At 32.8% G+C, this 16,002-nt stretch carries 2 protein-coding genes; both read left to right on the forward strand.

Annotation, left to right across the window (positions count from 1 at the left end; all coding sequences use genetic code 11):
• Positions 1–389 precede the first annotated feature (389 nt).
• Positions 390–15,275, forward strand: coding sequence for a non-ribosomal peptide synthetase (locus tag ACQVD9_RS10830; RefSeq protein ID WP_264745967.1), 14,886 nt, complete (start codon positions 390–392; stop codon positions 15,273–15,275).
• A gap of 61 nt (positions 15,276–15,336) precedes the next feature.
• The gene (locus ACQVD9_RS10835) at positions 15,337–16,002 is read left to right on the forward strand and encodes a 4'-phosphopantetheinyl transferase family protein (protein WP_264745968.1); all 666 of its coding nucleotides are present in this window, start codon (positions 15,337–15,339) and stop codon (positions 16,000–16,002) included.

Here is a 16,002-nt window from a genome sequence, read left to right on the forward strand (position 1 = left end):
TGAAAAAACTTTTTATTCATTAATAAAAAAAGGACTAAGAGATAAAAAAACACTATCATTATTTATTTTAAATAATAATCACTCAAATAAAAAATTCTATTTTTTTATAAAATCCATTAACAAAATATCCTCTCTTTATCACTATATACTTTTTGAGTATCAATATATCTGGCTTATCAAACCTACAATGTTAAGGAAACTATTTAGTTCTGCATATAACCAGACCTAAGAAAATCTTTCCTCATTCGCTCAAACTAATACTTTAAATAATTCTTGGTTTTAGCAAAACATTATCCAATTTCTTTGATATTAGCTTCCGTCATAAACATGATAATTACATTGCATCAATGTGGCTTTATTATGTCTTAATGTTTATAGGTTATAAAAAAATGAAAAATGTTAAACTAACCCCTTATCAGTCAATTTTCTATTATGAGTGGTTATCTAATCCTTTGCGCAGTGATTATAATATTGTGATAGATAATACTGTATTAGGTAAAATAGATGTACAACGATTTGCTGACTGTTTTAATAAAATATTTAATGAACATTTTATAACACGCCATACCATTTCCAATCAACCAGAAGGCATATGCTGGATTCCCTCTCCCCCTATTAAAAATGCTATTACCTATCATGATTCGCCGCTAACTGATGATGAACTTTATAACATCGTTACCTCTCCCTTTAATTTAGAAAAAGATCTTTTAGCAAGAATACATCTAATCAAATTAGCTAATGAACAATATCGGATACTATTCGTTTTTCATCATATTGTTGTAGATGGTATTAGTACCCAAGAAATATGGGAAAAGATTCGTAAAAATTATAATGGCATTAATTATGAAATCCCTACTCTTGAAACTCAAACAGAAATGCATCAAGGACTTCATAATACCTACCAACATATACTCACCACTCAAAAAGAGCAAATGGAATCGTTCTGGAAAGAACATTTAGAAGAAGTACAAAGCATTGATTTATCTTTTTTAAAAACAACCAATATTGTCCCTAAAAAACAAAGTATACCTTTTATCACCGAGTATTTATTTAGTTATGATGAGCAAGTAGATAAGCAACTAAAAACTCTACGTCGTAAATATAAAATTACTACTTACATGTTTGGCCAGTTAGTAATGGCTTTACTACTGCATAAAATGACAAGACAAACCAATATCCCTCTTGTTTATCCAGTTGCTATGTTAGAAGGTAAAGATTTATTTTATGGTGCCCATGTTAATACATTATTAATTAATTACCATTTTGATGATAACACCACCTTACAAGCTGTTATTAATAACATTACCAAATACTATAAAGACCTTAAAAAATCTAGTGGTAAGTATTTGCCTATCTACGAGATTATGTCTTATGTTGATAATCCTAATATTTTAGATATTGCTTTTGTACAAACCTTTTTCCGTGACCATCAAACTCATCTTAATGGCATTCATGGCGAAAAAATAAATCATGAATTACAAATAGACTTATCTAATAAATTAATTTTTGAACAGGAAGAACATAATAATCATATTAATTATCGCGTTAAATTTGATGATCAACAATTAGATAAGCACCTTGTACAACAATTTATTCAGCTATATCAAAAACTATTTATTCAATTGCTAGACTATCTGGTCAATGACCTTACCCATACCCTAACAAAAGATATTGACTTATTAGATAAAGAAACCTATCAAGCACTAATCTATTCTAAAAACAATACTCAACAACCCTATGCTAATGATAAAACCGTTGTTCAACTATTTGAACAACAAGCTCAAAAAAATCCTGATAACATTGCTGTTATTTTCAATCAAAACAAACTATCTTATGAACTACTCAATCAACAAGCAAACCAATTAGCTCATCACTTACAAACCACTTACAATATCCAACCTGACGACCTCATAGGATTATACTTAGATCGCTCTGAACAAATCATAGTATCTATTTTAGCTATCCTTAAAGCGGGTGCTGCATATGTACCTATGGACCCAGAAGCGCCTGATGAACGTAATGGCTTTATTATGCAAGATGCTAAGCTAAAAGCTATCATTACTCAGGAGCATTTCCAAAGCAAAGTAAATAATTTAGCGTTATCAATACCTGTATTATGTATTGATCAACCAGCTTTTGTGGATTCACTAACACAATATCCAACGCATAACCCTGTAAACACTACGACCCCACATAATTTAGCCTATGTAATTTATACCAGTGGTACTACAGGTAATCCAAAAGGCACATTAATTGAACATCATAATATAAATCGCTTAATTATTAATGCTAATTATGTAGATATTACTGATACTGATCGTTTATTAAGTGTCTCTGGCTATCAATTTGATGCTTCTACTTACGATATTTTTGGTTCTTTACTTAATGGTGCTGCCTTAGTTATAACCAGTAAAGACAATTTATTAAATTTAGAACAATTTAATAAAGTAATTGATGACTATAAAATTACTAATTTCTTTGCTACCACTACTTTTTTCCATACACTCGTTGATGCTGAATTAACCAATCTAGCTAAATTAAAGTATGTATTATTCGGTGGTGAAGCAGTTTCTGCAGTTCATGTTAATAAATTTAGAAAACTTTACCCTCACGTAAAGTTAGTTAATGGTTATGGCCCAACAGAAACTACTACATTTGCTGTAGCTTATCTCGCTAATCAAGCAAATGCTCCTTTTGATCATAGTGTTCCCATTGGCGTACCCCTCACTAATACGACTATTTATATATTAGATGAGCAAATGCAGCCTGTTCCTATTGGCGTTATAGGGGAACTATATATTGGTGGTGCGGGTGTTGGTCGTGGTTATTTGAACAACCCTGAAATGACAAATAAGGTATTTATTAATAATCCTTTCCAAACCGATCAAGAAAAAGCTCAAGGCTATAATAGCAGGTTGTATAAAACAGGGGATTTAGTACGTTATTTAGCAGATGGTAATATTGAGTATATTGGCCGTAATGACTTCCAAGTTAAAATCCGTGGTTTTAGAATAGAATTAACAGAAATTGAAGCTCGCTTAAATAATCATCCTGCCATAAAACAAGCGACTGTTTTAGCCTTAAACAGTGCTACCAATAATAAATATTTAGCTGCCTATTATGTAGCTGATAAAGCCATAGCTGATAATGAGTTATTGAATTATCTACAGCAGTTTTTACCTGATTATATGTTGCCAACTGCTTTTGTTCATTTACTTGCTTTCCCAGTAAATATGAATGGTAAAACTGATCGACGTGCCTTACCTACCCCTTCATTAATTACTCAAGAGCAATATATAGCACCCAGTACAACCATTGAACAAAAGATAGTTGAAGCATATGCGGAATTATTAGGTATTGCAAGTGAAAGTATTAGTATCACTGATGACTTCTTTAGATTAGGTGGCAATAGTATTTTAGCCATTAAATTAGCGAGTAAGTTAGCTAGATTATTTACTAAACAGATCCATGTGGCTGATATTTTTGCTCATCGCTCTGCACGTACCTTAGCTGAATTTATTGATAATGTTAAGGGTGAGCAGATTTCTATTATAGCCCCTGTAGTTGATAACCCTCAACAACAATTATTATCTTTTGCACAAGAGCGGTTATGGTTTATTGATTCTTATGAAGGTGGCAGTGATGCTTATAATATTCCTTTAGTATTTAAAGTAAACCCTGTAGTTGACTTTAGCCTTGTGGAACAAGCCATTATAATAGTAATGGAACGCCATGAAATATTACGCTCACTAATTAAAACAAATTCAGCAGGACTGGGTTATCAACAGGTAATGGATTTACAAACCATGCCTATTGTAATTCATCCTAATCTATGCCTTTCACAACAAGACTTACAAAGTACTATTTATCAACATATCCATCATATATTTGCTTTAGATACAGAATACCCTATTTTTATTAACCGCTATCAATTAGCGAATGAATGTTATCTAGCGATTGTTATCCATCATATTGCCTTTGATGGCTGGTCTCTTGATTTATTTATTAATGAATTTATCCAAGCTTACCAGTATCTTGAAGCCCTGCAAAAAGGGGCTAATGAACAAGCTAAACAGTTAGTATTACCAGCCGTAGAAACCCAGTATAAAGACTTTGCTTTATGGCAACGTCAATATTTACAAGGCAAAGTGTTAGATGATCAATTACACTATTGGCAACAACTACTCGCTGACTATGAACCATTAAATTTACCAATAGATCATGTACGGCCATTAGAGATTGATTACAAAGGCCAAGATATTCATTTTGAATTGGATAGTCAATTAAGCCAACAGTTAAGAACGTTAGCTACGAATTTAAATGTTAGCCTATATACTGTACTACTCAGTGGTTATTATCTGTTATTAGGTACTTTAAGCAGTCAAAAAGATATTGTTTTAGGAACACCTATTGCAGGAAGGCATTATCAGGCTATTGAAAATACTATAGGTTTCTTTGTAAACACCTTAGCACTAAGACAACAAATTAAATCTGAGCAACAACTAGTAGACTTTATTAAACAAACAGGACAATTAGTTAGTGAAGCCCAAAAACATCAGGATTTACCTTTTGAAAAATTAGTAGATGCTCTGCAAGTTGAAAAAGATGCTTCAAGACATCCTATTTTCCAAGTAATGTTTGGCGTACAATCATTTGGTAGCTCTCAATTAAAAGCAATTAATGGTTTATTGGAACATTATCAAGTTGAAGATACACAGTATCAAGTAGCTAAATTCGATATTACTACCACATTAGATGATTCTAATGAAGCAATTACAGGAGTATTTAACTACGCTACTTCTCTATTTAATAAACAAACCATCGAAAATTACATTACTGTCTATCAATGTATACTTAAACAATTTACTAACTTGTGTGAAGAGCAGCAGGCTATTGCCAAATTAAAATTCTTAAATACAGAAACCTATGAAGAATTAATTTATCGTAGAAATAATACTCAAAAACCCTATGCAAATGATAAAACGGTTGTTCAGTTGTTTGCACAACAAGTACAAAAAACACCTCATAATACAGCGGTTATCTTTAATCAAACTAAACTATCTTATGAGTTGCTCAATCAGCAAGCAAATCAATTAGCACAGTATTTACAGACTACTTATCAGCTTCAGCCTAATGATTTAGTTGGATTATACCTTGATCGCTCAGAACAAATTGTTGTCTGTATTTTAGCTATCCTTAAAGCGGGTGCTGCTTATGTTCCTATGGATCCTGATGCTCCCAATGAACGTAATGGCTTTATCATACAAGATGCCAAACTAAAAGCCATCATTACTCAATTGCACTATCAAGATAAGGTAACTTCTTTAGCCATAGACATCCCTGTATCTTGTATTGATCAGCCAGCTTTTGTAAATACATTAGCACAGTATCCAAGCACTCCCCCTATTATTGATACTACTGCCCATGATTTAGCTTATGTTATTTATACCAGTGGTACTACAGGTAACCCAAAAGGTACGTTGATTGAACACCATAATATTAATCGTCTAATTATTAATGCTAACTATGTTGAGATCAACGAAAACGATCATTTATTAAGTATCTCTGGTTATCAATTTGATGCTTCTACTTATGATATTTTTGGCTCTTTACTTAATGGGGCTAGTTTAGTAATCGCTACTAAAGATAATTTCTTGGATTTAGAGAAGTTTAATCAGTTGATTGTTGATTATCAAATTACAAACTTCTTCTCTACCACTGCTTTTTTCAATACGTTAGTAGATGCTAAATTAACTAATTTAGCTCAGTTAAAATATGTATTATTTGGTGGCGAAGCCTCTTCGGCCATCCATGTTAATAAATTTAGAGAATGCTACCCGAATGTTAATTTAGTTCATGTTTATGGCCCTACAGAAACGACCACTTACGCTACAGCCTACTTAACTAATCAAGCAACTGTGCCATTTAAACAAACAGTTACCATTGGCAAACCTCTGACTAATACAACCGTGTATATATTGGATGAACACCTACAGCCTGTTCCTGTTGGCGTTATCGGAGAGCTTTATATTGGTGGTGCAGGTGTGGGTCGTGGTTATTTAAATAACCCTGAAATGACGAATAAAGTCTTTATTAATAATCCTTTCCAAACTGAACAAGAAAGAGCTCAAGGTTACAATAGCAGGTTGTATAAAACGGGGGATCTTGTACGTTATTTAGCAGATGGTAATATTGAGTATATTGGCCGTAATGACTTCCAAGTTAAAATTCGTGGCTTTAGAATCGAATTAGGTGAGATTGAAGCACGTTTAAGTAATTACCCTAGTATTAAACAAACTATTGTTTTAGCCTTAGATAATAATATAGGCAATAAGTATTTAGCTGCTTACTATGTGGCTGATGAGGCTTTAGATAATAATGAATTACTAAATTATTTACAGCAATTTTTGCCTGATTATATGTTGCCTGCTGTTTTTATACATATGCATGCCTTTCCTATTACCAGTAATGGTAAAGCGAATTATAGGGCGCTACCCAAGCCAGTATTTACTAATGCTAAAAACTACCTAGCACCAACTAATAATACAGAACTTCTATTTTGTAATACATTTGCTGAAGTACTGAGATTACAGAATGACACTATCAGCATAGAAGATGACTTCTTCAAATTAGGTGGTGATAGTATTAGCAGTATTCAATTGGCTAATCGCATTAGACAATCATTAAATTATTATCTATCTATTAAAGATATTTTTACTTATCGTACAGTTAAAGCGTTAAGCGACCATGTAATTAAAAACCAAGATAATTTAATACCTACTATTCAATCTGAACAAGGTATTTTAGAAGGTAATATTCCTTTAGCACCTATCCAACAATGGTTCTTTGCTAATAGAGAATTAGGCAAACTACCTGCTTATCATCATTGGAACCAAGCATTTTTAATTAAAGTACCAAAACTTAATATTGAATTACTACAACTAAGCCTTAGTAAATTGGTTGAATATCACGATATACTGCGAGCTACTTATCAAGACGCCTTGAATGGCTATTATCATTCAACTATCACCGTATTACCTTTTGATCATATAGATATCAAAGGCTTTACTGAAGCACAAATTACAAAACAGTTAACCCAATGGCAAAATCAATTTAACTTTACTGAAGGCCCACTCTTCCATATAGGTTATCTTGAAGGTTATGCAGATAATAGCGCACGTATTCATATTGCAGTCCATCATTTAAATATTGATGCAGTGAGTTGGCGAATTATTAAAAATGATCTACAAAAACTTTATCAGTACTTTAGTGAACAAAATGCATCATTAAATAATGCCATTGATCCTAGCACTATTTTAGGTGATAAAGGTACTAGCTATCGTCAATGGATTAATAACCAACAAAATTATCCAATTGTTACTGTACAAGGCTTTGATAATGAACAAGACTATTGGCATGAAATAGTTAGAGGGCTAGATAATTATAATCAACAGTTAACCTCTTATCGGACTGATACACTTAATAAAACTAAAATTCAACTATCAAAAGAACAAACGACGGTATTGCTACGTGATATAAATAAAGTCTATGGCACAGAGATAAATGATATTTTACTCACCGCATTAGCCAGTGCTTTAAAACTTGTCTTTAATCTTAATCAGCATTATATCCACCTTGAAGGACATGGCCGAGAAGATTTATTCAACGATATTGACATTAATAATACTGTTGGCTGGTTCACCTGTATGTACCCTGTTAAACTTGATGTTAAAGAGCAAGGAATTGTACAAAATTTACCTATTATTAAAGATTACTTAAGAAGCATTCCACATCATGGTTTTGGGTATGGCGTATTAGTGGGTTATACCAAACAGCCATTACCTGCTATCTGTTTTAATTATTTGGGTCAATTTGATAGTGATGAGCAAAGCTCATACTGGACATTCAGTAATGAAAACTCAGGAATAGCGATGTCTCCAGACAATCGCAATACTGATTTCTTAGCATTGAATGGTGGCATCCTAAATGGACAATTACAATTCGCAGTGGAAGGCTATTTAAATAGTGCACAGCTTGAATATTTTTCTGTTGCCTTTACTCAACAGTTAGAATGTTTAATTACTGAGTTATTACTTCTAAATCGTAGCTATTTAACTGTATCAGATACTAATCATGTAATTTCTAAAAATTTATTAGATAAAATTCAACACAATAATGAAATAACTGCTATCTACCCTGCTAATAGTTTACAGCAAGGCTTTATATACCACGCAATTGTCCAAGGTGAATTAGATAATGCTTATCGTATCCAGATGATTTGGGATTACCACAATGCATTACAAACTGATTTACTTCATAAAGCATGGCAACTTTCCCAAGCTAAACATCCCACATTACGCTTAAGATTTTCTTGGGATGAAGATTTTATCCAAATTGTTGATAAAACCAATAGCTTTGGCTGGCAGTTTATTGACTTAACTGATCAATCAGAAGAGCAACAATTATCTACTACGGCCAATTTATTAGAAAAAGATCGTCAAATTAATTACAACCTCTCTAAAGGGGGATTATTTAGAATCTATCTAATTAAATATAAAGAGCAACATTACCGTTGTATCTTTAATAATCATCATGCCATTCTAGATGGTTGGAGTATTCCTATTTTAATGCAGGATGTCCATCAAAATTATTTAGCACTACTTAACAATCAACCTATTAATATACAGGAAGATAAAAGTTATTTAGCGGCGCAAGCGTTTTTACAAGCACAAACACATAAAACAGACGAGTTTTGGAAAAATTACCTTAATCAAGATAATCAAGAAAACTTAGAAAGTCTTCTTAAGCCAGAGATGCGTCATATAAACTTAAATGAACATCGTTATATTGAAGACCCTCAAGAACTTTCTATAACTATTGCTAAACAGCAAGGTGAAAAACTTATACAGTTATGTAAAACACATGAGTTTACCTTAAATGCATTGATGCAATATTGTTGGCATCAACAACTAAGCATTTATGGTAATACAGATATTACAACACTAGGTATGACTGTCTCAGGTAGAAACCTGCCTGTTGATGGCATAGAAACATCAGTAGGTCTTTACATTAATACCCTACCCATTACCTTAGAGCATACTGAAGATACATTAATTAGTATTGTTAAAAATTTACAAACCCATATTAATAATGTAAATAATCACAGTAACGTAAGTCTTACAGAATTACAAAAATCTGCTAATCGACTTTTTAACTCATTATTTGTTTTTGAAAACTATCCTGTTTCAGATAGCAACAATGAGCAACTTAAAATAATCTTTAAAGAAGGTAAAGAAAAATTAGACTACCCTCTAGGTATCGTAGTTTATGAAAAAGCAGGCGAAATTAACTTTAAAATAAAATATGCGGGTGAGCTATTTAATCAACAAACTATTACTAGGATCTTACAAGGTGTTGAATTAACACTTGAACAACTACTTAATAATCCTAATATCCATGTTAACCAATTAAAACTGTTAACAGCACAGGAACACACCCAACTTATTCAAAATCAAGTAGCAAAAACTGTACCCTTTACTCAAAACAAACTGATTAGCCAGTTATTTGAAGAACAGGTTCAACAAACACCTAATAATATTGCATTAGTATATGAAGATATTCAATTCACCTATCAAGCATTAAATGACTACACCAATCAATTAGCTAATTATTTAAGACAACGGTTTGTTATAGAGCCAGATGATTTAATAGGATTATATCTTGATAAATCTGAGCATATGGTCATCAGTATCTTAGCTGTACTTAAAGCTGGTGCAGCTTATGTGCCTATGAGCCCACAAACGCCTGTTGAACGTACTCAACTAATGATTACAGATACACAGTGCAAAGCGGTATTAACTAATCAGCACTACTATAGTAAGTTAAATAGTATAGTCCAAAATTATAATACTGAAATAATAGATATAGATAATCCAACATTAATCAATACACTAGTAAAATTAGATAAACAAAATATTATTAGCCAAACTCAAGCCAGTAACTTGGCTTATATTATCTATACAAGCGGTACTACAGGCCTTCCCAAAGGTGTAATGATTGAGCATCATACATTGGCCAATCTTGCTACAGTACAACAAGATATTTTAGATTTAGCGCATTGTGATCTACAACACAAACCTAAAAATGTACTCTGGTATTCCAGTTATGTATTTGATGCTCATGCCTTTGAAATTTACAACGCCTTATTGAATGGTCATTGTTTACATGTTCTAGCAGAACATAAACGGTTAGATTTTACAGCCTTAGCTACTTATATAAAAGATCGCAATATAGACTTTGCTTTTATACCACCTGCTTTACTAGATAAAAATGAAACGCTACAACTACCTGTTTTAACGGTAGGTGGTGAAGCGACTAGTAAGGAATTAGTTAATCAATATTGTCAACAGGGTGTAAAATTAATTAACGTATATGGCCCTAGCGAAACTACCGTTTGGGCAACTGCTCATGCTTACAAAAAAGATGATATTAATACCAATATTGGTCAACCAATTCATAATGTTTGTACCTATATCTTAGATAAATATTTACGGCCAGTACCTACAGGTGTGATAGGTGAGCTTTATATCGGTGGTGCTGGTGTTGGTCGCGGCTATTTAAATAATCCTGAAATGACTAATAGTGTCTTTATTAATAATCATCTGCAAACTGCTGAAGAAAAGGCTCAAAGTTATAATAGTAGATTATATAAAACAGGTGATCTTGTACGTTATTTAGCAGATGGCAATATTGAATATGTTGGCCGCAACGACTTCCAAGTTAAAATTCGTGGCTTTAGAATTGAATTGGGTGAAATTGAAGCACGTTTAAATGAATACCCTACCATTAAACAAGCTATTGTCTTAGCATTAGATAGCACTACAGGTAATAAATACTTAGCCGCTTACTATGTAGCTGAGGAGTTTATAACCGACGATGAACTATTGAGCTACTTACAGCAGTTTTTACCTGATTACATGCTACCTGCTGCATTTGTTCATTTGACATCCTTCCCTGTTACTATCAATGGAAAAATTGATCGCCATGCCTTGCCTAAGCCATCATTAATTAGCCAAGAGCTATATATAGCCCCTAACACAAAAACTGAACAACAGTTAGTAGAAAGTTATGCAGAGTTTTTAGGTATTGCAGCTGAAACTATTAGTATCTCAGATGATTTCTTTAGGTTAGGTGGTAATAGTATTTTAGCGATTAAGTTAGCCAGCAAAATTACTAGATTATTCGCCAAACCTATCCATGTAGCTGATATCTTTGCTCATCGTTCAGTGCAAGCTTTAGCAAAATTTGTTGAAGAGTCACAGGGTGAACATGTTTGTATAGTCGCTCCCGTTATTGATAATCCTCAGCAACAACTATTATCGTTTGCCCAAGAACGCTTATGGTTTATTGACTCTTATGAGAATGGCAGTAATGCTTATAATATTCCATTGATATTTAAATTAGCATCTTCTATTGATCTTGCTATTCTGGAACAGGCCATTATAAAAGTAATCGAACGACATGAAGTATTACGTTCTGTCATTAAAACTAATAGTGATGGCTTAGGCTATCAGCAGATACTTCCATTAGCTACTACTCCTTTTGTGGTTGATACCTTTATATGCTCCTCACAAGAAGATTTAGATCAACATATTTACAAGCATATACATCGCGTATTTAAGCTAGATAGAGAATTGCCTATTGCTGTTAACCATTATTTACTAGGTAATGATAATTATATCAGCATGATTATTCATCATATTGCTTTTGATGGTTGGTCAATAGAACTATTGATTAAAGAGCTAACACATTATTATCAATACCTTACTGCCCTACAGCAAGGAAAAATTGAACAAGCGGAGCAATGGTTATTACCAGCTATTGATATTCAATATAAAGATTATGCTCTATGGCAACGTCAGTATCTACAAGGTAAAGTATTAGATGAACAACTACAATATTGGCAACAACAATTAGCTGATTATCAACCATTAAATTTACCAACTGATTATGTACGTCCGTTACAAATAGACTACAGTGGTAAAGATATTAATTTTCAGCTAGATGCTAAACTCAGCCAACAACTACGCTCTTTAGCTGCTGAACTCAATGTAAGTTTATATAGCGTATTATTAAGTGGTTATTACCTATTATTGGGTGCTTTCAGTAATCAACAAGATATTGTCATTGGCACACCTATTGCAGGAAGACATTATCAAGCTATCGAACAAACCATTGGTTTATTTGTTAATACCTTAGCATTAAGACAACAGATTTCAGCTGAGCAAACACTCGTTGAATTTATTCAACATACAGGGCAATTAATCATCGATGCACAAAAGCACCAAGATCTACCCTTTGAAAAACTAGTAGATGTTATGCAGATTGAAAAAGACTCCTCAAGACATCCTATTTTCCAAGTTATGTTTGGTGTACAGTCTTTTGGTAATAATCTAACAACAGACACAGAACAGTTATTTATTCCTTATCAAGCAGCGGGTACTGAGTATCAAGTAGCTAAATTTGATATAACCACCATGTTAGATGACTCTAAAGAAGCTATTACAGGTATATTTAACTATGCTACACGGTTGTTTGATGAACAAACCATAATGCATTACATTACTGTTTATCAATTCATACTTGAGCAATTTGCTAGTTTATGTGAGAAACAACAAACCATTACACAACTAAACTATTTAAACAGAGATACCTTTGCAAAAACCATTTATCAATGGAACCAAACGCAATGCGATTATCCTAAAAATATGACTATTCATGCGCTTTTTGAAAAGCAGGTGCAAAAAACACCTAATAATATTGCGATGGTGTATGAAGATAATCGCTTAACTTATCAACAACTCAACCAAAGCGCCAATAAGTTAGCTCACTACTTAAGAGATAACTTTGCAATACAAGCAGATGATCTGGTAGCACTTTGTTTGGACCGCTCACAACATATGCTAATTAGTATTTTAGCTATCCTTAAAGCAGGTGGTGCTTATGTTCCTATGGATCCACAAGCCCCAGCTGAGCGTATTAGCTACATGCTTGCAGATACTAAAACCAAGGTCGTTTTAACCACCAACACAAGTTATGATAAGGTCAAAGCATTAGCGACTACAGATCAAGTAGTTATTAATTTACAAGCACCAGAAACAATACTTGAAATTACTAATTACAGTAGTGATGATTTAACAACAGTAGCACAACCTAACAACTTAGCTTATGTTATCTATACCAGTGGTACAACAGGCAATCCAAAAGGTGTAATGTTAGAACATCAAGGCGTGGTTAATCGTATTGTTTGGATGCATAATCAATATCCTATCACCGAGCAAGACCATATCTTACAGAAAACTAACTATACCTTTGATGTATCTGTATGGGAATTGTTCTGGGCAAACTGGTATGGCGCCTGTATTGTTTTTGCACATCCAGAACTTTATAAAGATAATCTTTATTTAGCTGAGTTAATAGAACGCGAACAAGTAAATGTATTACACTTTGTACCCTCAATGCTAGTAGCTTTTGTTGAAACATTAGCCACCCAAACAGAATTACAATCTAAAGTACAAAACTTAAAGTATTTATTCTGTAGTGGTGAAGCACTAAATCTTTACGAAGTTAAAAAATGCCATAGCTTGATACCTAATTGTGAAATACACAATCTATATGGTCCTACTGAAGCCACAGTAGATGTTTTATATTACGATTGTAACAATCCTGATATAACTGATGTACTAATTGGTAAGCCTATTGCTAATACATCTGCCTATATTCTCAATGAACAACTACAACCTGTTCCTATAGGAGCTGTTGGTGAGCTATATGTAGGTGGTGATGGTGTCGCTAGAGGCTATCTAAATAACGCTAGCCTATCCGCTGAACGTTTTATTGCTAATCCTTTCCAAACAACAGAGGAAAAACAGCAACACTATAATAGTCGTATTTATAAAACAGGCGATCTTGTTCGTTCTTTACCAGATGGCAATATACAATACTTAGGACGTAATGATTTCCAAGTAAAAATCCGTGGTTTTAGAATTGAATTAGGTGAAATTGAAGCACGTCTAACACAATACCCAGCAATCAATCATAGTATTGTAATAGCATACGAGCATTCATCAGGCAGTAAATACCTTGTGGCTTACTATACATCACCACAAGAGATTGACTCACAACTACTACACGACTATTTGCATAAAAATTTACCTAGTTACATGATACCTAGTTACTTTATGCATTTAACTGAACTACCTATTACCTCCAATGGAAAACTAAATAGGAGAGCCTTACCAAAGCCGAACTTTACTGAAACCATTACCTATGTTGCACCTGAAAATGCTATTGAAAATACCCTCTGCCAAGTATTCTCTAGTGTCTTAAAAATTTCAAATACTGAAATTAGTATGCTAGATAATTTCTTTAAATTAGGCGGTAATAGTATTTTAGCAATGTTACTAAACAATAAAATTAACGAAGCTTTTAAAATTAAACTACGTTTAGTGGATATTTTAACTACCAACACTATTCGAGAATTAGCTATAAAAATTGCCAATGCTAAAGAGCAGTTTAATCCGATAATGCTATTAAATAGTGCCCAAGACAAACCACAAATGTTTATGATTCATCCAGGTCTGGGAGGCTGTGAAGTTTACAACTCCCTAGCCAATAAATTGAGTGGACATCATTACTGTTATGGAATTGATTCATATAATTTCTATCATGAGCAAAAAATTGATGATCTAACTTTATTAACTCAATACTACTTAGAGCATATTGATACAATACTTAATAAAGATGAACCCATTACCTTGCTCGGTTGGTCTTTAGGTGGACAAATTGCATTAGAATTAGCCGCTAATTTAGAAGCAAGAGGTATAAAAGATATTAAAGTTTATCTACTGGATACATGGCTATTAAATGAAGATGATTTAAAACTAAATGATCAACCCATTGATCTTATCAATATAATGGAGGAACTAAATATACCTGCATATTTAAAACCCAAAGTAAAATCCATGATGGAGATTGATAATAAACTTTCTGTACAACCTTTATCGAACAAGCTGAAAAAAACTCAAGTTGTATTATTTAAAGCTAAAGAAATTAATGGTTCTACAGAACTCTACCAGAGATATCCATTAAATAATATTGATGCTTATATTACTTATCCTAATCAACTACAACTTGTAGAAATAGACTCTAATCACTACAAAATACTTGAAAAGGAACAAGAGATTATAAGCTATATCACTGAATTAGTCAGTTAATCACTTTATTCCATACCCCATCAAACAATTACTTTTTGTTTGATGGGGTTTCTTATATATTATGAACTATATTTATTGTGCCTCTATAAAAGGATTGGACTGGTCTCACCTTCAGTCTCAGAAAAAAATACTTAATAGCTCGTCTCAAAAAGATCTTGAACAATTTAGATTTAACGAAGATAAATATCGATCTTTAATAGGTAAAATGCTATTACTTTATATACTAAAAAAACATGAGAACTTTCAAGGAAACACTCTACCTGATATCAGTTACAATAATTATCGAAAACCATCTATTGATTTTATGCAAGGTGGCTTTAATATTTCGCACTCTAATAATTGGGTAGTTTGTGCTTATAACGATCAAGGAGCTATAGGAGTAGATATCGAAAAAATAGTACCTATTAATATTCATGAATACCAGCAAGCACTAACCCACAATGAATATAACGCTTTTCTAAACAATAACAATATTGATTTTTTTCAATTATGGACTTTAAAAGAGGCCATTATGAAAGCAGAAGGCAGTGGCTTCTTTTTATCTCCTACTTCCTTTGAAATACCTTTTCCATTTACTAATCATCGTCAAATAAATATCAAAGAAAATAATTGGTACTTATATTCCCAAAGCTTTCAAGACCAATATATGCTTTCCATAGCTTCCTCTCATAATACCCAATCAGAAATCATGGTTACTATGCTGCCAAACACAATATTACTAACCTAA

Source organism: Entomomonas sp. E7T21 (assembly GCF_058693955.1).